The following is a 22,870-nucleotide window of genomic DNA, read 5'->3' on the forward strand; positions in this document are numbered from 1 at the left end:
GGCAGACTAGCTGGAGGACACGGCGCGCAGCAGATCCTCGGCGCGGTCCGTGACCTCCCAGGTGAAATCGGGCAGCTCACGGCCGAAGTGGCCGTAGGTCGAGGTCTGCGAGTAGATCGGGCGCAGCAGGTCGAGTTCCTGGATGATCATCGCAGGGCGGAGGTCGAAGACCTCGCGGATGGCAGCCGAGATGGCCGCCGGGTCCGCCTTCTCCGTCCCGAAGGTCTCGACGTAGAGCCCCATCGGGTCGACTCGGCCGATCGCATAGGACACCTGCACCTCGGCGCGGTCGGCGAGACCGGCGGCGACGACGTTCTTCGCCACCCAGCGCATAGCGTAGGCCGCCGAACGGTCGACCTTCGAAGGGTCCTTGCCGGAGAACGCACCGCCACCGTGACGGGAGAAACCGCCGTAGGTGTCGACGATGATCTTCCGTCCGGTCAGACCGGCATCGCCCATCGGCCCGCCCGTCACGAAGGGGCCGGCAGGGTTGATGTGGATGTTCGCGCCCGAGGTGTCGAGACCGGAATCGGCGATCACCGGATCGATGACGAGTTCCTTGATCTCCGTGTGCAGCTGGGACTGGCTGGTCTCCGCCGAGTGCTGGGTGGAGACGACGACGTTCTCGATCGACACTGCCTCATCGCCGTCATAGCCCAGCGTCAGCTGGGTCTTCCCATCGGGGCGCAGGTAGTCGAGCCGACCGGACTTGCGCACCGCGGAGAGCTGCTCGGCCATCCGGGAGGCCAAGTGGATGGGCAGCGGCATGAGCACATCGGTGGAGTTGTCGGCATAGCCGAACATCAGTCCCTGATCTCCGGCGCCGAGGCTGGTGCCGTGGTCGGAGGATTCGACGGCCTCGCGGAAGTCCAGCGGATTCGTCACACCGGAGTGGATGTCCGTGGACTGGCTTCCGATGGACACTGAGACTCCGCAGGAGTGTCCGTCGAAGCCGGTGTCCGAGGAGTCGTAGCCGATGCCCGTGATGAGGCTGCGCACGATTCCGGCGACGTCGGCGTAGGCGGCCGTATTCACCTCACCGGCGACGTGGACGAGGCCGGTGGTGACCATGGTCTCCACGGCCACTTTGGCGTTGGGGTCCTGCCGGAGCAGGTCGTCGAGCACCGCATCGCTGATCTGGTCGCAGATCTTGTCGGGATGTCCCTCGGTGACGGACTCGGATGAGAAGAAACGCAGATTTGTGTGTGTCACGTTGTCGATTCTACGTGGGTGATTTGGTCGGAGACGGCCGCGATGACCTTTTGTGAAACATGGTCCTTCGACCCGTGGAATTCCTCACCGACGACGATCTCGCCGCGGTCGGCGGAGATGATCTGGACCATGGTCTCATCGTGGCCGAAGGCGCGGTCGTCGGAGACGTCGTTGAATACGAGAAGGTCGACGCCCTTGCGCTGGAACTTGGCTCGAGCGTAGTCGAGGGCTGCGGTGGCGGCGTCCCCGGTCTCGGCGGCGAATCCGACGATGATCTGATGGCGGAGGCTGGACTGACGGCTGCGCTCGTCGACGAGTCCGCGGAGGATGTCCGGGTTCTGCACGAGACGCAGAGTCAGACCGTCGTCTCCGGACTTCTTCATCTTCGAGTCCGTCGTCTCGGCCGGCCGGTAGTCGGCGACGGCAGCGGCCATGATGATGGCATCAGCCCACACCTGGGCCGAATGCATCGCCGACTGCAGCTCAAGAGTGGATTCGACCGGAGTGATCGTGATGCCCGCAGGCAGTCCCGTCAGCAGACCGGTGTCGATGTTCGCGGCGACGAGTTCGACTGATGCGCCCGCGGCATGGGCGGCCTTGGCCAGCGCGATGCCCTGTTTGCCTGAGGAGCGGTTGCCGAGGAAGCGCACGGGGTCGAGTGCTTCCCGCGTGCCGCCGGCGCTGATCACGATGCGACGACCGGACAGAGCACCGCTGGGGTCAGTGGACGCATCTGCCGAGTCGCCGGCGGTGCCGTCCTTGACCGAGAGCGCGAAGTCGACGATCGCTTCGGGTTCGGGCAGTCGTCCGGGACCGGAATCGGGGCCGGTGAGGCGTCCGACAGCAGGGTCGAGGACATGGACGCCGCGGGAGCGCAGGGTCGCGATGTTGGCGACTGTGGCGGGGTTGAGCCACATCTCCGTGTGCATGGCCGGGGCCACGACCACCTCGGCGGTGGTGGTGAGCACGGAGGCGGTGAGCAGATCATCGGCTCGTCCGGCGGCGATCTTCGCGATCAGATCGGCGGTCGCCGGGGCGATGATGACGAGTTCGGCTTCCTGTCCGATGCGGACGTGATTGACGGTGTCGATCTCGTCGAAGACATCGGTGGTCACGGTCTGGCCGGACAGTGCCTCGAGAGTGGGGGCACCGATGAATTTCAGTGCGTTGGCCGTTGGAACGACCTTGACGCTGTGGTCGAGTTCCCGGAGTCGCCGGATGATGTGTGCCGCTTTGTAGGCGGCGATCCCACCGGCGACGCCGAGTACGATTCTCACTGGTCGCTGAAGTCGATCGCGCCGTCGTTGCTCACAGGAGCGGTGGCTTCGGCCTCGGGTGCGGCCTGGATGAAGTCGGCTTCGGAGACCTCGCGGGCGACGATCTTCGACTCGTTGACCTCACGCAGAGCGATCGACAGAGGCTTCTCGTTGGTGCCCGGCGTGACGAGCGGACCGACGTTCTCGAGCAGTCCCTCCTGCAGCTGGGCGTAGTACGAGTTGATCTGACGGGCGCGCTTTGCCGCGATCGAGACCAGTTCGTACTTCGAACCGGTGACGTTGAGCAGATCGTCGATCGGAGGGTTGGTGATGCCTTCAGGCTGTGCGGGCAAGGAGATTCCCATCTAATCGGAAGTGGATATACCCATCAATGATAGGAGTTCTTCGGCCGCAGTGCGAACGTGGTCGTTCACAATGGTCACGTCGAACTCCGATTCGGCGGCCAATTCGCGTTTCGCGGTGGCCAGTCGTCGTTCCTGCTCCTCCTCCGTTTCGGTGCCTCGACCGGTCAGTCGGGAGACGAGTTCGTCCCAGCTGGGCGGGGCGAGGAAGACGAAGCGGGCATCGGGCATCTTCTCTTTGACTTGGCGGGCTCCCTGCAGATCGATCTCCAGCAGCGCGGGAATCCCCTGGTCGAGCTTCTCCTCCACCGGGGCCGAAGGCGTGCCGTAGCGGTGGCGTCCGTGGACGACGGCGTATTCGAGCAGGCGATCCTCGGCGATGAGGGTGTCGAAGGCGTCGTCGGTGAGGAAGTGATAATGGACACCATCGATCTCACCGGGGCGTCTGGGTCGGGTCGTGGCCGACACGGAGAACCAGACCTCGGGGTGGTTCTGCCGAATATAGGTGCTGATGGTGCCTTTTCCGACGGCGGTCGGACCCGCGAGGACGGTGAGTCGATTATTCACAGATCTGAGGTTGTCACACTCAGGAATATTTCTCCAACAGGGCGGACTTCTGGTGGACGCCCAGACCTTTGATCCGACGGGAGGTGGCGATGCCGACCTCTTCCATGGCGGCTTCGGCGCGCCGGTCGCCGACTCCGGGCAGAGCTCTGAGCAGATCGAGCACACGCATCTTCGCCAGTGCTTCGTCGTCTGCTGCCTTCTTGAGCACGGCCGCGAGATCGGTATCGCCGGTCTTCAGCGCCGACTTCACTTCGGCTCGTGCCTGACGTGCCTTGAACGCTTTGTCCAACGCAGCGGAACGCTGTTGCGGGGTCAACGGTTCGAGTGCCACTTTGTCTCCTCTGTCACCATGAACGGGCAGGTAGGGAAGTTGTCTCAGTCTAAGACAAAATCCCTGCCGAGAGGCGATATGAGCAGAAATTTGTGTCGTGGCGAGCCGGAATCCGCCCGTCGACGGAACACCGAAACCGGTGTTCGGACCGCCCCCGCGATCCGAACACCGCTGTTCAGTCGGTGACCGTCAGCGCACGATTGAGCGCGGCGGCGGTTTCGGCCAGACCGTCGGGTCCGGCACCGAGCACCGCCCGGGAGGCGGTGGCGAGCACCTGTCCCGATTCCAGCGCCCGGCCGCCGAAGACCGCCCGCAGCTCGGTCAGGCCCGCACCCTGTGCACCGACGCCCGGAGCGAGGATCGGTCCCCCGCAGTCACTGGGATCGAAACCCAGATCGCGCGCTGCGGTGCCGATGGTCGCGCCGACGACGAGTCCGAAGGGACCGAGCTCGTCGGGTGTCCCCAGTGCCTGAGCATTGCGCTGCCGGACTCGGGACACGATCGATCCGGCCACCGATTCGCGGTCTCTCACGGCATGCTGGACTTCTGCCCCTTCCGGATTCGAGGTCAGTGCCAGGACGAACACGCCCTTGCCGTGAGCGGCAGCGAGTTCGAAGGCCGGCTCCAGAGCGCCGAATCCGAGGTAGGGCGAGACCGTGATCGAGTCCGCGGCCAGCGCCGAGGCAGGGTCGAGGTACGCCTTCGCGTAGGCACCCATGGTCGACCCGATGTCACCGCGTTTGATGTCGAGGACGGTGAGCAGTCCGGCGTCCCTGGCCGCGGCCAGCGTCTCTTCGAGAGCAGCGACTCCGGCGGAGCCGTACTGTTCGAAGAACGCAGACTGCGGTTTGACGGCGGCCACCGAGCCCTTGAGCTCGGAGACCGTGCGGAGGGCGAACTCCCGTACGCCTGCGGCGCTGGCGGGCAGCCCCCAGGAGGCGAGAAGATGCTCGTGCGGGTCGATGCCCACACACAGCGGTCCGTGTTCGTCCATGGCGGCTGCCAGTCGGGTGCCGAACATCAGGCGTTCCAATCCTGCAGGCTGCGCACGTCGAACTTCGAGTCGCGGATGACCTCGAGAGAGGTCACGGCGGCGGCGAACTCGGCCAGCGTCGTGATCAGCGGCACGGAGTTCGCGGTCGCCGCGGCTCGGATCTCATAGCCGTCGGCGCGTTCCTGCCGACCCGACGGCACGTTGATGACCATATCGATGGTGCCCGCGGTGAGGTAGTCGATGACCGTGCGGTCTTCGGCATCGGCCTCGAAGTGCTTGTGCACCTGTGTGGTCTTGATTCCGTAGCGGGAGAGCACGGCCGCGGTGCCGGTGGTCGCGACGACGTCGAAGCCCATGTCGACGAGCTCCTTGACCGGCAGCACCATGGCGCGCTTGTCCCGATCGGCCACCGACACGAACACGGTGCCCGAGGTCGGCAGCTTCACAGATGCCCCGAGCAGTCCCTTCGCGAAGGCGGTCGGGAAGTTGTGGTCGATGCCCATGACCTCACCGGTCGAGCGCATCTCGGGACCGAGGATCGAGTCGACGATCTTGCCTTCGACGGTGGTGAACCGTCGGAACGGCAGGACTGCCTCCTTGACGGCGATCGGATGGTCGAGCGGCAGGGTCGAGCCGTCGCCGGCCGCTGCCAGCAGATCTCCGCGCAGATCCTCGATCGTGCGGCCCACGGCGATGAGCGCCGCGGCCTTGGCCAGCTGGGTCGAGGTCGCCTTCGAGACGAAGGGCACGGTCCGCGAAGCCCGCGGGTTGGCTTCGATGACGTGGAGGACATCCGCGGCGATGGCGAACTGGATGTTGAGCAGTCCGCGTACGCCCACACCTTCGGCGATGGCCTTCGTGCCCTGGCGGACGCGCTCGAGCACGTCCTCACCCAGAGTCAGCGAGGGCAGTACGCAGGCGGAGTCACCGGAGTGGATTCCGGCCTCCTCGATGTGCTCCATGATTCCGCCGATGTAGACCTCGTTGCCGTCGTAGAGGGCGTCGACGTCGATCTCGATGGCGTCTTCGAGGAACCGGTCGACGAGGACCGGACGGTCGGTCGAGATCTCCGTGGCGCTGGCCATATAGTCGAGCAGCTGGGTGCGATCGTAGACGATCTGCATTCCGCGTCCGCCGAGGACATAGGAGGGCCGCACGAGCACCGGGTAGCCGATGTTCTCCGCGATCGCTGCGGCTTCCGCTGCGGTCACTGCGGTGCCGTGCTTGGGGGCAGTGAGACCGGCCCTCTCCAGCACGGCTCCGAACTCTCCGCGGTCCTCGGCCAGATCGATGGCTTCGGGCTGGGTGCCAAGCACCGGCACACCCGCGGCCTTGAGCTTGTCGGCCAGGCCCAGCGGGGTCTGTCCACCGAGAGTGCACACGACGCCGAGGACCTCGCCGGCGGCGAGTTCGGCGTGGTAGACCTCCATGACGTCTTCGAACGTCAGGGGTTCGAAGTACAGGCGATCGGCGGTGTCGTAGTCCGTCGACACGGTCTCCGGGTTGCAGTTGACCATGATCGTCTCGTAGTCGGCCGACCCGATCGCCATGGTCGCGTGCACGCACGAGTAGTCGAACTCGATGCCCTGGCCGATGCGGTTCGGTCCCGAGCCGAGGATGATCACTGCCGGGCGTTCGCGCGGCATGACCTCGGTCTCGGAGTCGTAGCTCGAGTAGTGGTAGGGAGTCTTCGCTTCGAATTCTCCGGCGCAGGTGTCGACCGTCTTGAACACCGGGCGCACGCGCAGTGCATGGCGGATGCCGGTGACGACGCTCGTGTCGAGGCTGCGCAGTCCCGCGATCTGCTCGTCGGAGAAACCGTGGTTCTTCGCGACCCGCAGGACCTGCTCGTCCAGTTCGTCGGCGTCGCGGACATAGGCGGCCACCTCGTTGATGAGCTGGATCTGGTCGAGGTACCAGGGGTCGATCTCGCAGGCGTCGAAGACCTCCGCCGCGCTCAGGCCGGCGGCGAGTCCGCGCTGGACCGAGTGGATGCGGTCGGCAGTGGCGTGCGAGATCGCTTCGAGGACGGATTCGCGGACGTCGTCGTCGGAGACGTCGGGCAGGTCGGTCCAGCTGAACGCGGAGTCCTTCTGCTCGAGTGAACGCATCGCCTTCTGCAGCGCGGTGGTGAAATTGCGGCCCAGGGCCATGACCTCACCGACGGATTTCATCGTCGTCGTCAGGGTCGGATCCGCGGCCGGGAACTTCTCGAAGGTGAAGCGCGGGATCTTCACGACCACATAGTCCAGGGTCGGTTCGAAGCTGGCCGGAGTGACCTTCGTGATGTCGTTGGGGATCTCGTCGAGCGAGTAGCCGACGGCGAGCTTCGCGGCCATCTTCGCGATCGGGAAGCCGGTGGCCTTCGATGCCAGCGCCGAAGACCGGGAGACGCGTGGGTTCATCTCGATGGTGATGATGCGTCCGGTCCTGGGGTCGACGGCGAACTGGATGTTGCAGCCGCCGGTGTCCACGCCGACGGCCCGGATGATGGCGATGCCGATATCGCGCATCGACTGGTATTCCCGGTCGGTCAGCGTCAGGGCCGGGGCCACTGTGATCGAGTCACCGGTGTGCACGCCGACGGGGTCGACGTTTTCGATCGAGCACACGACGACGACGTTGTCCTTGTTGTCGCGCATGAGCTCGAGCTCGTATTCCTTCCACCCGAGGATCGATTCCTCGAGCAGCACCTCGTGGGTGATGGAATCGGACAGGCCGGCGCCGGCGATGCGGCGCAGATCGGCTTCGTCATAGGCCATACCCGAGCCGAGGCCGCCCATGGTGAACGAGGGGCGGACGACGACCGGGTAGTTGAGCTCCTCGGCGGCGGCAAGGGCTTCGTCGAGGGTGTGGCAGATGGCGGATCTGGCCACTTCGGCGCCGCAGGCCTCGGCGATGTCTTTGAACTTCTGGCGGTCCTCGCCGCGCTGGATGGCGTCGACGTCGGCACCGATGAGTTCGACGCCGTACTTCTCGAGCACTCCGGCGTCGTGGAGGGCGATGGCCGCGTTGAGTGCGGTCTGTCCGCCCAGGGTGGGCAGGAGCGCGTCGGGGCGTTCCTTCTCGATGATCGTCTCGATGACGTCCGGATCGATCGGTTCGACGTAGGTGGCGTCGGCGATGTCCGGGTCGGTCATGATCGTCGCCGGGTTCGAATTGATGAGGATGACGCGCAGGCCCTCGGAGCGCAGCACGCGGCAGGCCTGGGTGCCGGAGTAGTCGAATTCGCAGGCCTGGCCGATGACGATGGGGCCGGAGCCGATGACGAGGACGGATTTGAGGTCGTGTCTCAATGGCATTGGGGGTTCTCCTTAGGCCTGGGCAGCCGAATCGGCCTGGGAAGCGGACATGAGGTCGACGAAGCGATCGAACAGGTAGCTCGAATCGTGCGGGCCGGCCGCAGCCTCGGGGTGGAATTGGACGGAGAAGGCGGGAATGTCGAGGCAGGCGAGTCCCTCGACGACGTCGTCGTTGAGGCACACATGGGAGACGGTCACCCGGCCGTAGTCGGCCTTGTGCGGGGCGGTGGTCTCGCCTGTCAGCGGAGCGTCGACGGCGAAGCCGTGGTTCTGCGAGGTGATCTCGACCTTCTCCGTGTTCCGGTCCATCACGGGCACGTTGATCCCGCGGTGGCCGAAGGGCAGCTTATAGGTGCCGAAGCCCAGGGCCCGACCGAGCAGCTGGTTGCCGAAGCAGATGCCGAAGAACGGGATTCGGGCGTCGAGCACGGCGCGCAGCAGTTCGACCTGGTCGTCTGCGGTGGCGGGGTCGCCGGGGCCGTTCGAGAAGAAGACTCCGTCGACGCCCAGGGCCCGGATCTCGTCGAAGCTGATCGTCGACGGCAGCAGGTGCACGTCGATTCCGCGTTCGCTCAGTCGTTCGGGGGTCATCGATTTGATGCCGAGGTCGACGGCGGCGACGCTGAAGCGCTTCTCCCCGCGGGCGGGGATGAGTCGGGGTTCGGTGATCGAGACCTCGTCGACGAGGTTGGCTCCGGCCATCTGCGGAGACGCCTGGACACGGGCGAGGAGTTCGGATTCGGGCGCCTCGGCGGCGGGTCCGGAGAAGATGCCCACGCGCATGGCTCCCTTGTCGCGCAGGTGGCGGGTCAGGGCTCGGGTGTCGACGTCGGAGATGCCGACGATCCCGGACTCGGTCAGCCAGTCGGCCAGGTCGCCTTCGGAGCGCCAGTTCGATGAGATCCGGGAGGCATCGCGGACGACGTAGCCGGCGGCCCAGATCTGGGCGGATTCGTCATCGGTGCGGTTGACTCCGGTGTTGCCGATGTGCGGAGCGGCCTGGATGATGATCTGTCGGTGGTAGGACGGGTCTGTCAGCGTCTCCTGGTAGCCGGACATGGCGGTGACGAACACGGCTTCACCGGTGGTTTCGCCGATGTGTCCGTAGGCGGATCCGTGGAAGGTCCGGCCGTCTTCGAGGACGAGGACGGCGGGGGTGGTGGAAAAGCTCATTGTGCCTCTTCGATCATTTCGCGGATGCGGTCGACGGTGGGGGTGGTGGATGCGGCGTAGCGGGCGCGGAAGCCCGTGTCGACGAGGGTGTCGCCCAGGTGCCAGGTGATGCGGATGATGCCTCCGCGTTCGACGAATTTCCCGATCATCCCGTTCGTGGTGTCCACGGAGACGATGTCGCGGCGCGGGATGAGGAAGTCCTCGCGTCCGGCAAGGTCCATGATCACTCCCCCGTCGGTGACGACGAGTTCCCCGGTGGTGCGGATGCCCAGGCCGTGGACGGCGACGCGTTCGAGCGGATGGCCGGCCTTCGTCGTCGACACATAGGAGCCTTCGACCGGCTCGCCCACGGCCTTGATGCCCATATGGGGCTTCGGCGGGGTGACGACCTCTGACTGGGCCCGTTTGCGTCGGCTCCATCCCCAGGCGATCGCGACGATCACGAGGAGGATGACTGCCGCGACGATGAGTGTGCCTATTGTTGTGTCCATGTTGCTCCTGCCGGGTGGGGTGTGGTGAGTGCCCCTGCGGCCAAGACCCGGTGGCCGTAGAAGAAAGTGTCGGTGACCTGCGCGGTGACTTCGACGCCGGCGAAGGGGTTGTTGCGTCCCTTTGTGGCGTGGTCAGCGGGTTCGATGCGGTGCGGTGCTGCCGGGTCAACGAGGACGATGTTCGCACTCGCTCCGAGCTCGAGGCTGCCGTGCCCGGAGGCTCCGGTGATCCGGGCCGGAGCCGAGGACATCACGCGCGCCACATCGCCGAAGTCGAAGTCGTGGTCGGCCATGGCGGCGACGACGATCGACAGGGCGGATTCCATGCCGACCATGCCCATGGCCGCTGCGGTCCATTCGCTGCACTTGTGTTCGGCGGTGTGCGGGGCGTGGTCGGTGCCGACGACGTCGATCGTGCCGTCTGCCAGTGCAGCCCGGAGTGCCTGCACGTCGCGGTCGGTGCGCAGCGGCGGGTTGACCTTGTAGACGGGGTCGAACGTGCGCACGAGTTCGTCGGTGAGCATGAGATGGTGCGGTGTGACCTCGGCGGTCACGGCGATCCCCCGTGCCTTGGCCCAGCGGATGAGGTCGACGCTGCCGGCCGTGGAGACGTGGCAGATGTGGAGTCGGGACCCGACGTGTTCGGCCAGGAGCACATCGCGGGCGATGATCGACTCCTCGGCGACGGCTGGCCAGCCGGGCAGTCCGAGTTCGGCCGAGACCGTTCCCTCGTTCATCTGTGCGCCTTCGGTCAGGCGTGGTTCCTGTGCGTGCTGGGCGATGATCCCGTCGAAGGTCTTGACGTATTCGAGGGCGCGGCGCATGAGCAGCGGATCGGAGACGCAGATTCCGTCATCGGAGAACATCCGCACGCGAGCTCCGGAGCGCGCCATGGCTCCCAGCTCGGCGAGCTGCTTTCCCTCGAGTCCGGTGGTCACGGCGCCGACGGGTACGACTTCGGTGAATCCGGCGGCGCGGCCGAGGCGGTGAACCTGTTCGACGACGCCGGCGGTGTCGGCCACGGGCGCGGTGTTCGCCATGGCGTGAACGCAGGTGAACCCTCCCGAGGCGGCTGAGCGTGATCCGGTGAGCACGGTCTCGGCGTCTTCCTTGCCGGGTTCGCGCAGGTGGGTGTGCATGTCGACGAGTCCCGGCAGGGCCACGAGTCCTGCGGCGTCGACTGTTTCATAGTCGCTTGTGCTCAGCAGTTCGGGGTCGACGATGCGACCGTCCTGGATCGCGATATCGGCGACTCCGCGTCCGAGCACATCGGCACCGCGGATGAGGTAATCAGTCATTGGTCTCCTCCTGACCGGTCAGCAGACGGTAGAGGACCGCCATGCGCACGCTCACTCCGTTCTCGACTTGGTCGAGGACGAGGGCGCGGGGTGAGTCCGCTGCGGCAGCGGAGATTTCGAAGCCGCGGTTCATGGGCCCTGGGTGCATGATGAAGCTCGTCTCCGGCAGTTTGGCCAGACGAGCCGCGCTCAGTCCCCACAGGCGGGCGTATTCGCGTTCGTTGGGGAAGAAGGATTCGTGCATCCGCTCGTGTTGGACGCGCAGCATCATCACGGCTGCAAAGTCCTCGGCGCTCAGCGCCGAATCGAAGTCGTAGTGGATGGTCACCGGCCAGTTCGACACTCCCCAGGGCAGCAGGGTGGGTGGTGCGATGAGGTGGACGTCCGCGCCGAGGCGGGCGAGCAGGTGGACGTTCGACCGAGCCACTCGGGAGTGCAGGATGTCTCCGACGATGGCAACCTTCGCTCCGTCGAGTCCCTGACCGCGGGGTCCCCCTTGCACCGGCCCCGAGGCGGGGACTCCGGCGAGTGCCCGACGCAGGGTGAAAGCGTCGAGGAGCGCCTGGGTGGGGTGTTCGTGGGTGCCGTCGCCGGCGTTGACGACGGGGACGTCGATCCACCCGGTATGGGCGAGGCGGTGGGCGGTGCCCGCTCCGGAATGGCGGACGACGATGGCATCGGCGCCCATCGCCGAGATCGTCTGGATCGTGTCCTGGAGGCTCTCACCCTTCGACACGGAGGAGCCCTTGGCGGAGAAGTTGAGCACATCGGCCGAGAGCCGTTTGGCTGCGGCCTCGAAGGACAGTCGGGTGCGTGTGGAGTCCTCGAAGAACAGGTTGACCACTGTGCGTCCCCGCAGCACGGGGAGCTTCTTGACCTCGCGTTCGGAGACGAGAGTCATCTCCTCGGCGATATCGAGGATGCCGATGGCGTCGTCTCGGCTCAGCGATGCGGTGTCGAGCAGATGTTTCATTCGCGGCCTCCCGAGATGCTTACGGAGTCGTCTCCGTCGATTTCGGTCAGGGAGACGTTGACGCGTTCACTGCTAGAGGTCGGAAGGTTCTTGCCGACATGGTCGGCACGAATCGGAAGGTCCCGGTGGCCGCGGTCGACGAGGACGGCGAGGCGGACCTTGGCGGGCCGACCGACATCGGCAAGGGCGTCGAGGGCGGCGCGGATGGTGCGTCCGGAGAAGAGCACATCGTCGACGAGGACGACGGTCTTCGCATCGATTCCCGCACTCGGGATGGTGGTGGGTTCGGGCGCCCGGTAGGAGCCGCCGCGCAGATCGTCACGGTACATGGTGATGTCGAGGCTGCCGGCGAGTTCGCCTGCGGTCTCGGGCCGGCCGGAGATGGAGGCGATCGCCTCGGCGAGTCGGTGGGCGAGCGGGACTCCGCGGCGCGGAATGCCCAGGAGGACGAGGTCGTCGCTGCCCTTGTTGGATTCGATGATCTCGTGCGCGATGCGGGTGATCGCCCGCGAGATATCGGGGGCGTCCAGCACTGTTCGCTGTGTCATATTTCCCCTTCTCCGCCTCTCTGGACGGTGGTTAAAGGAGTGGTTCGATTCGATTGTAAACCCGGTGGGGTGCCCACCGGCGGGCGGGTCCGGAGTGCGGACCCGCCGCCTCAGATGAGTGTCGGTTTGACGTCGAGGATGCGGGAGAGCAACCCCGAGACGAAGCCGGGAGAGTCATCTGTGGAGAACTGTCTGGCCAGGGACACTGCTTCGTCGATGGCCACTTTGTCGGGTACCTCGTCGTTGTACAGCATCTCCCAGGTCCCGATCTCCAGCAGCGACCGGTCGACGGCCGGCATCCGATCCAGGGTCCAGCCTTCTGAGTAGGTGGAGATGATCTCGTCGATCTCCGCCTGCTTCTCGGTGATGCCCTTGACGATCTCGACCGCGTATTCCTTCATCGGGTAGTCGGGATCGTTCGACCGCATGGTGACGAGTTCGTCCATGGCCAGTCGACGCTGCCCGGCTTCGAAGAGCAGCTCGAGAGCCCGGCGACGGGCTCGGGTACGTGCGGACGCCACTTACTTGACGCGACCGAGGTAGTCGCCGCTGCGGGTGTCGACCTTGACCTTCACGCCTTCTTCGAGGAACAGGGGCACCTGGATCTCGTAGCCGGTCTCGAGGGTCGCGGGCTTCGAACCACCGGTCGAACGGTCGCCCTGGAGTCCGGGTTCCGTGTGGGTGATGGTCAGTTCCACCGAGGGCGGCAGCTCGACAGAGAGCGGGGTGCCCTCGTGGAAGGAGATCTGCAGATCCTGGTTCTCGAGCATGTAGTTCGCGGCGTCGCCGACGAGGTCTGCGGAGATGTTGACCTGGTCGTAGTCCTTGGCATCCATGAACACGTAGTCGGTGCCGTCATGGTAGAGGTACTGCATATCGCGGCGGTCGACATTCGCGGTCTCGACCTTGGTGCCGGCGTTGAAGGTCTTGTCGATGATCTTGCCGGAGATGACATTCTTCAGCTTGGTGCGGACGAAGGCCGGTCCTTTTCCGGGCTTGACGTGCTGGAATTCGAGCACCTGCCACAGCTGGTTGTCGAGGTTGAGCACAAGGCCGTTCTTCAGGTCGTTCGTTGTCGCCACTAATTCGTCCTTCTTCGGTTCAGTCCTGATCACCGAATGGTGATCGCAGTCGGCACGACGCGTCGGAGGACCCCGAGGTGCGGGGTCGACGAACGCGCCACTGGGCAAGTCTAGCAAGCCCAGCGGGACGCTTCCATCCGGGCGGGGTCAGTCGAGGCCGAGGCCGATGCCGAGGGGAACCGTCGGCGAATCCTCGCCGATCTCCTGGTAGGCGGTGAAGAGGATGGAGGCATCGGGGATCTCGACGGTGCTCGGTTCGCCGATATCACTGAGCAGCACCATCCGCAGCATCGCCCCGCGGGCCTTCTTGTCCCTCTTCATCGTGTCCAGCAGCTGCGGCCACACATCGGAACGGTAGCCCACCGGCAGTCCGAGTTTGCCGAGCAGTTCACGGTGGAGGTCGACGACTTCATAGGGCAGGCTCTTGATCATCGACGCCACCTCGGCGGCGAAGACCATGCCCACCGATACGGCGGCACCGTGACGCCACTGGTAGCGCTCCTTGTGCTCGATCGCATGGCCGAGGGTGTGGCCGTAGTTGAGTATCTCCCGGCGTCCGGACTCCTTGAAGTCTCCGGAGACGACATCGGCCTTGACCCGGATGGAACGTTCGATGAGTTCGCGCAGCACAGGGCCGTGCACATCGGCGATCTCGTCCTTCGAGTGGTTCGATACGAGATCGAGGATCGCGGGGTCGGCGATGAATCCGGTCTTGACCACCTCGGCGAGGCCGGTGAACAGTTCGTTCTCCGGCAGGGTTCCGAGCGTGTCGAGGTCGACGAGGACACCGGCGGGTGCGTGGAAGGAGCCGACGAGGTTCTTGCCTTCGGCCGTGTTGATCCCGGTCTTGCCGCCGACGGAGGCGTCGACCATGCCGAGCACGGTGGTGGGGATGTGGATGACCTTGATTCCGCGCAGCCAGGTGGCGGCGACGAATCCGCCGAGGTCGCTCACCGCTCCCCCGCCGACGGTGATGATCGCGTCGGTGCGGGTGAAGTCGGATTGGCCGAGGACCTGCCAGCAGAATGCGGCGACCTGGACGTGTTTGGCCTCTTCGGCGTCGGGGATCTCCGCGGCCACGGCCTCGAGACCGGCTGCGGCAAGGTCGTCGCGAACGGTCTCACCGGTGGTGCGCAGTGCGCGGGGGTGGATGACGAGGACCTTCTCGACGCGGTTTCCGAGCAGCTCGGGCAGTTCGCCGAGCAGTCCCTGGCCGACGAGGATGGGGTAGTTCCCGCCGGCGTCCACATTGATGCGTGTGAGGCTCATTCGTCCGTCTTCCTGATCGTTCATCGTCTTCTCTCAAGGCTCGGCCGCCCGGTGAGTGCTCGGAGTCGAGGCACCTGTTCCGTGGGCCGGATCCAGCCTAGCCCTCACCGGCTCCCGGCGGCGAAACGGGTGACCGATGTGGTCGCGGACGTCTCACCGCAGGGCCTGTGCTCAGCGCTGTTGGCCGGATCCGTCGTCGTCGGGATCGGCGTATTTCGCGTACTCCTCGGCTCGCTGCAGGCCGGTGAGGACGTCGACGACTCGGTTGACCACCGTCGACGGCGGTGAGTTCGAGGCCTGAACCCGGAAGGTCGCGACCTGTTCGTACAGCGGTTCGCGTTCGTTGACCAGGGCCAGCCAGTTCTCCACCGGGCTGCCGGCACCGCGCAGCAGCGGTCGGTGCGGGGCGGTCAGCCGCTGGGACACTGTGTCGACGTCGATATCGATGTGCACGACCTTGATCGCCGGATGTCGCAGCTGGGCCCGGGTGCCGGGGTTGAGGATCGCTCCCCCGCCCAGGGACACGATGCCCGGACGATCGAGCAGACGACGCAGTGCTCTGCGCACGACCTCGCGTTCGATGCGTCGGAAGTGGTCTTCGCCGCGTTCGACGAAGATCTCCGAGATGACCCCGTACTTGTCGACGATGTTCGCGTCCGTGTCCGTCAGCGGCAGGCCGAGCCGGTCGGCGAGCAGCCGACCGATCGTCGATTTCCCTGCCGCCGGCGGACCGGAGAGCACGATGCGCGAGAGCGCGGCGGGGACCGGTTCCAAGGGCGGAACCGGTTTGGGCAGCGGGGTGTGGTTCATCGTCCGATGCGGAGGTTCTCCGGAATGGCCGCAACGTAGGCGTCCAGGTTCCGCTTCGTCTCGGCAACGGAGTCTCCGCCGAACTTCTCGGCGACGGCTTCGGCGAGCACCAGTGCCACCATGGCTTCCGCGACGACTCCCGAGGCGGGAACCGCGCACACGTCGGAACGCTGATGGTTCGCCTTCGCGGCCTCACCGGTTTCGACGTCGACCGTCGCCAGGGCACGCGGCACCGTGGCGATCGGCTTCATCCCCGCCCGCACCCGCAGCGGACCGCCCGTGGACATTCCGCCTTCCGTGCCGCCGGCACGATTGCTCGTGCGACGGAATCCGTCGGGTCCGACTTCCAGTTCGTCATGGGCCTGCGAGCCGGGACGCTTCGTGGTGAGGAATCCGTCTCCGACCTCGACGCCCTTGATCGCCTGGATGCCCATGAGGGCACCGGCCAGACGGGAGTCGAGACGACGGTCCCAATGCACGTGGGAGCCCAGCCCCGGAGGCAGGTCGTAGGCGAGGACTTCGACGACTCCGCCGAGGGTGTCCCCGGCCTTCTTCGCCGCGTCGATCTCGGTGACCATCGCCGCCGAGAGGTCGGCGTCGAAGCAGCGGACCGGATCGGCGTCGAGGGCTTCGACATCGGACGCGGTCGGCAGCGCAGGCAGCGTATCGGCAGCGTGTTCGGCGCCGCCGATGGCCACGGTGTGGGAGACGAGGGTGATGCCCAATTCGCCGAGGAACTTCGCGGCCACCGTGCCCAGTGCCACGCGCATCGCGGTCTCACGCGCCGAGGCGCGCTCCAACACGGGGCGGGCTTCGTCGAAGCCGTACTTCTGCATGCCGACGATATCGGCATGGCCCGGACGCGGCCGAGTCAGCGGGGCATTGCGCGCCAGACCCTCGAGTTCTGACGAGTCGACGGGATCCGGGCTCATCACGGATTCCCACTTCGGCCATTCGGTGTTGCCGACCTCGATCGCCACCGGTGAGCCCAAGGTCTGACCGTGTCGGACACCGCCGAGGAGACGCACCTCGTCGGCTTCGAACTTCATCCGTGCGCCGCGGCCATAGCCGAGTCGGCGGCGAGCCAGGCTCGCACGAATATCGTCCCTGGTGATCGGTACATGGGCGGGAAGCCCCTCAATGATCCCAGTCAGCGCTTCGCCGTGGGATTCGCCTGCAGTCAGCCATCTCAACATTCCACCGATTCTACAAAAGTATTGGGGCGAACAGGCACCCGAGCCACATGCCGGAAAGCATGGCCGGTCCGAAGGCGATGGTCACCCCGCGCACCCGCCCGGCTCGGATCGCTCCGATGAGCGCCCAGGCCCCGCTGATGAGCATCATGGCGACAAGCACGAGCGCAGGTGCCCACGGATCGAAGAGACCGGGCACGGCGAAGACGATGAACGCGAGCTTGACGTCCCCGAGCCCCATCGTCCGCGCCCGCAGCGCTCGACCCACCAGGTGCACTGCCGTGAAGAAGACGAGGCCGATGAGTCCTGCGAAGAATGACGCGAACCACATCGGCAGTTCTCCGAGCACGGAGCCCGTGATCAGGAGTCCCAGGGCGACCAGAGACAGGGGAATGACGATCCGATCAGGCAGTCTGCGGACGCTCAGGTCTGCGGTGACGAGGAATGGCGTGGCGCCGGAGACGAGTCCCAGCAGCAGGGCGGAGACGATGCGATCGGCGGAGTTCGGCTGGCCCGGGGCGAACGTCGTTCCGCCCAGCGGCGCATAGGCGCTCCACCCGGTCTCCAGTGGTGCGAGCACGAAGAGGGTGAATACGACGGCGACTGCCGCGGCGATGATGGGGCCGAGCAGCATCGGTCCCATGCCGCGAGCCCATCTGGATGACTGCCACCGTTGCAGGTGCGCGGAGTCGTTGAGCCAGGCCCGTGGGGTCACGGCGAGGATGAGACCGCAGGCCAGAGCGGCCAGAACCGTGACTCCGATGGTCATCCCGTGCAGCACTCCGGTGTCCATCGCGATCGCCGGTTCAGTCCTGCGCCCGGACCGGCGGGACCTCGAGTGCTGCGTACATGGCCGCCGTGACCCGCGCGGTCAGGTCGTCTGCCGCCGGCAGGGTCTCCGTCGTCGTCGGGCCGTCGGCCCTGGCTGCGGCGAGGAACATCTCGAACTGGGCGACGGCCTGTTCGACGAGCATGGCGGTTCCGGCGACGGGGCGCAGACCGTGCGCGGCAGCCGCGGCGAGGAAGGTCGAATCGGCGGCGTAGGCGACGTCGAGGGCGATCGCACCGGGGGCGAAGGAGTCATCCCAGATCGGGTCGGGGGCCGCCTCGGCGGGCAGGGTCGAGACGACGATCTCCGATGGACCGATCCAGGTCAGGTCGCCCACCGAGGCGGTCAGACCGATCCGCTCGGCCAGGTCGAGGACCCGGCGGGCACGGTCCGGGCTGCGGACGCGGAAGTCCACGTGTGCGATCCCGAGATCGCGGCAGGCCACGAGCGCCGAGGCGGCCGTGGCTCCGGCGCCGAGGATCGTCGCGCGACCGGCTCCCGCACCACCGGACGCGGACGGTCCTGATTCCCTGTGCGGGGCGATGGCACGCACGATGCCCTCGACGTCGGTGTTTGCCACCTGCACTTCTCCGCGGTGGCGCACAAGGGTGTTGCCGGCGGCCGTCAGTGCCGCCGTCTCGTCGAGGTTCCACCCGCGTTCGGCGGCGAGTGTGACGAGTCGGTCCTTCAACGGCATCGTCAGCGAGAAGCCGGTGTGATCGGGGTGAGAGCCGAGGAATTCCTCGAGCTCATCGGCCCCGAGTTCGTACCGGAAGTACTCGCTGGATTCCAGGTTCAACGCTGCGAAGGCGGCGCGGTGGAGCAGCGGGGACTTCGAGTGTGCGATCGGCGAACCGAGCACTGCGGCAAGTATCCTCACCGGCTATCCGTCGTCCTTGCTGTGCTCGCGCAGCCACTTGCGGTAGATCTCGACGTTCTTCTTGTGGTCCTCGTAGTTGTCGGCGAACTTGGTCTCCCCCGTGTCCGGGTTCGTCGCGACGAAGAACTGCCAGTCACCGTCGGCGGGTTCGAGCGCCGCCTCGACGGCGCCCTTGCTCGGCGAGTTGATGGGCCCGGGAGGCAGACCCTTCTTCTTGTACGTGTTGTACGGCGAGTCGGACTGGCGTTCCTTCTTCGTCGTCGTCAGGTCGGAGCGGGCACCGTGGATATAGGCCACGGTCGCATCCGATTGGAGCAGTCCCCCGGTCTGCGATTTGTCGGAGATGCGGTTGAGGAAGGACCTTGCCACCTTCGAGCGCACCTCGGGGTCTCCCGGGGATTCCTTCTCCACGAGGCTGGCCAGCGTGAGGATGCGGTTGGCGTCCTTGCTCTCGATTCCCAGTTCGTCGAGTTCGGTTTCGGTCTTGTCGACCATCTCCTGAACGATGTCCTCGGCGGTCTTCTGCTTGTTGAGGTCGTAGGTCGCCGGGTACAGATAGCCTTCGAGGCTCGGCGCGTCGATCTCGAGTCCGTAGTCCTTCGGGGTCTTATCGTCGATGGCTTTGTCGACCTCGTCGGCGTTCATCCCCGATTCGATCATGATCGCCTTGATCTCTTCGACCTGTTTGCCTTCGGCGACTGTGATCTTCGGCGGGGCGATGGGGTTGATGAGCGCTTCGACCGCGGCCTTCGAGCTCATCTTCTCCCGCATCGTCCAGGTCCCGGCCTGGATGGTCGCCTCACGGCGTTCGATCTCGTCGAGGAAGGGCTCGGAGTTCATGATCACTCCGGCTTCGACGAGCTGGTTGGCCACGGTGCGCGCCGAGGATCCGGGAGCTATCTCGATCGAGACCTCGTTCGTGCCCTGCCCCTCGTAGTCGCCTTTCGGTCCGAACAGGTCGTCGAAGACTCCACCGGCCGCACGCACGCCGAAGAAGCCGCCGACGCCGAAGACGAGGATGCAGATGATTACGATCGTCGTCGTCCGTCGGCGGCGCATCATTCTGCGCCGTTTCTTCGCGCGGATCTCTGCGCGGGACAGTCCTTCGTCGGTCGAGAACTCTTCGGTGATCGGGCTCATACGTCGTTCTCCTCGTCGGGCATCTCACGGCCGGCGGGGACACCGGTGTTGTGTTCGTACTCGAGGGCGTTCTGGAGGATGATCACGGCGGCTTGGGCATCGACGATCTCGCGTCGCTGGCGTGACGATTTCCCGGCCGCGGCAAGAGCCTGGTGGGCCTCGACGGTGGTGAAGCGTTCGTCGACGAGACGGACAGGGGTGCCGGTGGCCGCGGCGATCCGGCGGGCGAATTCCAACGCCGAGGTGGCTGCGGCCCGGGCGGCGCCGTCGAGGGACTTCGGGTCCCCCACCAGGAGTTCGATGGGTTCGTATTCGTCGACGATGTCGCGCAGCTGCCGCAGCGCCGCCGGTTCGTCTGTTCGACGAACGACGGTGAGCGGGGTGGCCAGAATCCCGTCGGGGTCGCTGGAGGCGACACCGATCCGCACGGAACCGATGTCGAGACCCAGCCGGCGACCTCGGCGGAAACTCACTGGATGGCTGCCTTGACCGCCGCGATGGCTGACGGGATCGCCGCGGGGTTGCTGCCCCCGCCCTGGGCGAGGTCGGGCTTGCCGCCGCCTCCGCCGCCGAGTTCGCCGCAGGCCAGCGACACGAGCTTTCCTGCCTGCAGACCGGCGGCGCGGGCCGCCTCGGTGGTGGCGATGACGACGACGGGCTTTCCGTTGCTGACTCCGATGCCGAAGATCACCGCCTGACGGTCGGCGACCCGGTTGCGCAGGTCGGTGACCAGTGTGCGGATGTCTCCGGCGTTGGCGATGTCGCCGAGTTCGGCCTGCACGAACAGCGTCTGGCCCACGGTCTGCGCCTCATCGAGGAACTTGCCCGAAGAGGCCAGCAGCTGCTGGGCGTTGAGGCGAGCGATCTCCTTCTCGGCGTCCTTGAGCCGGCTCATCAGGTCGGACACGCGTGAGGTGACGTCGGTGCCGGGGACCTTGAGCATCTCCGAGAGTGAGGACACGATGGTCCGCTCGGCGGCCAGGGACCGGAAGGCGTCCATGCCGACAGCGGCTTCGATGCGCCGGACTCCGGAGCCGACGGAGGCTTCGGAGAGCACGGAGATCGGGCCGACCTCCGCGGAGGCACCGACGTGGGTGCCGCCGCAGAGTTCGCGGGAGAAGGGTCCGCCGATGTCGACGACGCGCACGACGTTCGGGTACTTCTCGCCGAAGAGCGCCATGGCACCGGACTTCTTCGCGTCGTCGAAGGACATGTATTCGGTGCCGACTTCGTAGTTCGAGCGCACCGCGAGGTTCGCGACCTCTTCGATCTCGGCCCGCATCTGGGTGCTCGGGGCTTCGGGGAACGAGTAGTCGAAGCGCATGTATCCGGGCTGGTTGAGCGAACCGGCCTGCACGGCGTGGCTGCCGAGGATCTCGCGCAGCGCAGCGTGGACGAGGTGGGTGGCGGTGTGGGCCTGTGCGCCCTGGAACCGGTGGTCGTGGTCGACGGCGGCGAGCACCTCGTCACCGACGCGCAGCTCTCCGTCGATCACCTCGACCCGGTGGGCAGGCAGTCCCTTGACCGGATTCTGGACGTCGCTGACCCGGGCGGTGAAGCCATGGCCGGAGATGAGGCCGACGTCGGCGCGCTGACCGCCGGATTCGGCGTAGAACGGGGTCAGGTCGAGGACGACGTCGCCGCTCTGACCGGCGGTGAGCACCTCGGCGGCGACCCCATCGACGACGATTCCTCGCACGCGGGAGTCGGACTCGAGTCGGTCATAGCCGACGAATTCGCTGGCACCTTCGTCGAGCAGCGCCGAATAGGCGGACAGGTCGGTGTGGCCGCCGCCCTTCTTCGCCTTGGCATCGGCCTTGGCGCGGGTGCGCTGTTCACTCATCAGCTCACGGAACCCGGCCTCGTCGACGCTCAGTCCGGCTTCGGACGCCATCTCGAGAGTGAGGTCGATGGGGAATCCGTGGGTGTCGTGGAGAGCGAAGGCGATGTCCCCGCTGATGGTCTTGTCCGCGCCGTCGAGTGACTTCGCGGCATTGGCGAACAGCTGAGTGCCGGATTCGAGGGTGCGCAGGAACGCCTTCTCCTCGGCGTAGGCGACCCGGGAGATGCGGTCGAAGTCCGTTTCGAGTTCCGGGTAGGACAGCTTCATGGCCTGCATGGAGACGGGCAGCAGCTCGGGCAGGACTTCTTCCTTGACTCCGAGCAGACGCATGGCACGCACGGCACGGCGGAGCAGGCGGCGGAGGATGTAGCCGCGGCCTTCGTTGCCGGGGCGGACCCCGTCGCCGATGATGATCAGGGCCGAACGGACATGGTCGGCGACGACGCGCAGCTGCACATCGGCGTGCTCGTCCTCGCCGTAGGTCCGACCGGCCAGACGGCTGGCGGCCTCGATGACGGGGAATACCTCGTCGATCTCGTACATGTTCTCCACGCCCTGGAGCAGGAAGGCGACACGTTCGAGTCCCATGCCGGTATCGATGTTCTTCGCCGGCAGCTCGCCGGCCACGTCGAAGTCGACCTTCGAGCGAACCTCGGAGAGTTCGAACTCCATGAACACGAGGTTCCAGATCTCGATGTAGCGGTCTTCGTCGGCCACGGGTCCGCCGTCGACGCCGTAGGCGGGGCCGCGGTCGAAGTAGATCTCCGAGCAGTAGCCGCCGGGGCCGGGCTGGCCGGTGTGCCAGTAGTTGTCCTCGTTGTCGCGCAGCTGGATGCGCTCACGGGGAACGGAGGTCTCCTCGAGCCACATGTCGATGGTCTCGAGATCGTCTTCGTGCACTGTCGCCCACAGCAGATCCGGGTCGAAGCCGAGGCCGCCCTCGGCGACGGGGGTCGTCAGCAGTCCCCAGGCGAACTTGATGGCATCGCGCTTGAAGTAGTCGCCGAAGGAGAAGTTGCCGTTCATCTGGAAGAAGGTGCCGTGGCGGGTCGTCTTGCCGACCTCTTCGATGTCTCCGGTGCGCACGCATTTCTGGACGCTGGTGGCGCGGTTGAACGGGGCCGGCTCCCGGCCGGTGAGGTAGGGAATGAACTGGACCATTCCCGCGATGTTGAACAGGATGGACGGATCGGAGCTGATCACCGACGCCGAGGGGACCACGGTGTGCCCGTTCGCTTCGAAGTAGTCCAACCAGCGTTGTTTGATCTCTGCCGTCTTCAATCCAAGGCCTTTCAGATATTGCCTGTGCTCCGCCGG

22 protein-coding genes are annotated in these 22,870 nt (G+C 66.1%); all 22 read right to left on the reverse strand.

Annotated features, from left to right (window positions below):
* Positions 1-6 precede the first annotated feature (6 nt).
* The 22 genes from metK to alaS all read right to left on the reverse strand — a co-directional run bounded on the left by metK (position 7) and on the right by alaS (position 22,834).
* The gene (gene metK, locus HIM68_RS03770; RefSeq protein WP_139467327.1) at positions 7-1,212 is read right to left on the reverse strand and encodes a methionine adenosyltransferase; all 1,206 of its coding nucleotides are present in this window, start codon (positions 1,210-1,212) and stop codon (positions 7-9) included.
* Positions 1,209-2,489 (reverse strand): bifunctional phosphopantothenoylcysteine decarboxylase/phosphopantothenate--cysteine ligase CoaBC, encoded by a 1,281-nt coding sequence (gene coaBC, locus HIM68_RS03775; protein WP_172169697.1) that lies wholly within the window; start codon positions 2,487-2,489, stop codon positions 1,209-1,211. Before coaBC ends, metK begins: the two co-directional genes overlap by 4 nt.
* Positions 2,486-2,833, reverse strand: a complete 348-nt coding sequence (gene rpoZ, locus HIM68_RS03780; protein WP_025777823.1) for a DNA-directed RNA polymerase subunit omega — start codon at positions 2,831-2,833, stop codon at positions 2,486-2,488. The genes coaBC and rpoZ overlap by 4 nt, the downstream gene beginning before the upstream one ends.
* Complete coding sequence (gmk, locus tag HIM68_RS03785) at positions 2,834-3,397, reverse strand: guanylate kinase (RefSeq protein WP_139467329.1); 564 nt, start codon at positions 3,395-3,397, stop codon at positions 2,834-2,836.
* 19 nt (positions 3,398-3,416) lie between these two features.
* A complete protein-coding gene (gene mihF, locus HIM68_RS03790; RefSeq protein WP_025777825.1) occupies positions 3,417-3,728 on the reverse strand; it encodes an integration host factor, actinobacterial type in 312 nt (103 codons plus the stop codon).
* Positions 3,729-3,903: 175 nt separating this feature from the next.
* Positions 3,904-4,749, reverse strand: a complete 846-nt coding sequence (gene pyrF, locus HIM68_RS03795) for an orotidine-5'-phosphate decarboxylase (RefSeq protein ID WP_172170289.1) — start codon at positions 4,747-4,749, stop codon at positions 3,904-3,906.
* Positions 4,749-8,024, reverse strand: coding sequence for a carbamoyl-phosphate synthase large subunit (gene carB / locus HIM68_RS03800; RefSeq protein WP_139467330.1), 3,276 nt, complete (start codon positions 8,022-8,024; stop codon positions 4,749-4,751). Before carB ends, pyrF begins: the two co-directional genes overlap by 1 nt.
* A gap of 12 nt (positions 8,025-8,036) precedes the next feature.
* The gene (gene carA / locus HIM68_RS03805) at positions 8,037-9,197 is read right to left on the reverse strand and encodes a glutamine-hydrolyzing carbamoyl-phosphate synthase small subunit (protein ID WP_172169700.1); all 1,161 of its coding nucleotides are present in this window, start codon (positions 9,195-9,197) and stop codon (positions 8,037-8,039) included.
* Positions 9,194-9,688 carry a hypothetical protein gene (locus tag HIM68_RS03810; protein ID WP_139467332.1) on the reverse strand — a complete coding sequence of 165 codons (495 nt, stop codon included), beginning with the start codon at positions 9,686-9,688 and terminating at the stop codon, positions 9,194-9,196. Before HIM68_RS03810 ends, carA begins: the two co-directional genes overlap by 4 nt.
* Entirely contained in the window at positions 9,673-10,986 is a 1,314-nt protein-coding gene (locus HIM68_RS03815; protein ID WP_139467333.1) for a dihydroorotase, read from the reverse strand. The genes HIM68_RS03810 and HIM68_RS03815 overlap by 16 nt, the downstream gene beginning before the upstream one ends.
* Complete coding sequence (locus HIM68_RS03820) at positions 10,979-11,959, reverse strand: aspartate carbamoyltransferase catalytic subunit (RefSeq protein ID WP_139467334.1); 981 nt, start codon at positions 11,957-11,959, stop codon at positions 10,979-10,981. Before HIM68_RS03820 ends, HIM68_RS03815 begins: the two co-directional genes overlap by 8 nt.
* A complete protein-coding gene (pyrR, locus tag HIM68_RS03825; RefSeq protein ID WP_139467335.1) occupies positions 11,956-12,507 on the reverse strand; it encodes a bifunctional pyr operon transcriptional regulator/uracil phosphoribosyltransferase PyrR in 552 nt (183 codons plus the stop codon). Before pyrR ends, HIM68_RS03820 begins: the two co-directional genes overlap by 4 nt.
* Before the next feature lie 110 nt (positions 12,508-12,617).
* Positions 12,618-13,028: a transcription antitermination factor NusB gene (gene nusB / locus HIM68_RS03830; protein WP_139467336.1), complete on the reverse strand. Its 411-nt coding sequence runs from the start codon at positions 13,026-13,028 to the stop codon at positions 12,618-12,620.
* On the reverse strand, positions 13,029-13,589 hold the full coding sequence (gene efp, locus HIM68_RS03835) for an elongation factor P (RefSeq protein WP_101544394.1): 561 nt from the start codon (positions 13,587-13,589) through the stop codon (positions 13,029-13,031).
* A gap of 147 nt (positions 13,590-13,736) precedes the next feature.
* On the reverse strand, positions 13,737-14,858 hold the full coding sequence (aroB, locus tag HIM68_RS03840; RefSeq protein ID WP_172169703.1) for a 3-dehydroquinate synthase: 1,122 nt from the start codon (positions 14,856-14,858) through the stop codon (positions 13,737-13,739).
* 171 nt (positions 14,859-15,029) lie between these two features.
* Positions 15,030-15,668 carry a shikimate kinase gene (locus HIM68_RS03845; RefSeq protein WP_139467338.1) on the reverse strand — a complete coding sequence of 213 codons (639 nt, stop codon included), beginning with the start codon at positions 15,666-15,668 and terminating at the stop codon, positions 15,030-15,032.
* Complete coding sequence (gene aroC / locus HIM68_RS03850) at positions 15,665-16,864, reverse strand: chorismate synthase (protein WP_172169706.1); 1,200 nt, start codon at positions 16,862-16,864, stop codon at positions 15,665-15,667. Before aroC ends, HIM68_RS03845 begins: the two co-directional genes overlap by 4 nt.
* Positions 16,865-16,874: 10 nt before the next feature.
* A complete protein-coding gene (locus HIM68_RS03855; protein ID WP_172169709.1) occupies positions 16,875-17,654 on the reverse strand; it encodes a prepilin peptidase in 780 nt (259 codons plus the stop codon).
* 13 nt (positions 17,655-17,667) lie between these two features.
* A complete protein-coding gene (locus HIM68_RS03860) occupies positions 17,668-18,570 on the reverse strand; it encodes a shikimate dehydrogenase (RefSeq protein ID WP_172169712.1) in 903 nt (300 codons plus the stop codon).
* Between the two features lie 3 nt (positions 18,571-18,573).
* Entirely contained in the window at positions 18,574-19,710 is a 1,137-nt protein-coding gene (gene mltG, locus HIM68_RS03865; RefSeq protein ID WP_139467342.1) for an endolytic transglycosylase MltG, read from the reverse strand.
* Entirely contained in the window at positions 19,707-20,183 is a 477-nt protein-coding gene (ruvX, locus tag HIM68_RS03870) for a Holliday junction resolvase RuvX (protein WP_172169715.1), read from the reverse strand. The genes mltG and ruvX overlap by 4 nt, the downstream gene beginning before the upstream one ends.
* Positions 20,180-22,834, reverse strand: coding sequence for an alanine--tRNA ligase (gene alaS / locus HIM68_RS03875; RefSeq protein WP_172169718.1), 2,655 nt, complete (start codon positions 22,832-22,834; stop codon positions 20,180-20,182). The genes ruvX and alaS overlap by 4 nt, the downstream gene beginning before the upstream one ends.
* Positions 22,835-22,870 lie beyond the last annotated feature (36 nt).

Source organism: Brevibacterium sp. CT2-23B (assembly GCF_013168765.1).
In the GTDB taxonomy this organism is placed as follows: Bacteria; Actinomycetota; Actinomycetes; order Actinomycetales; family Brevibacteriaceae; genus Brevibacterium; species Brevibacterium sediminis.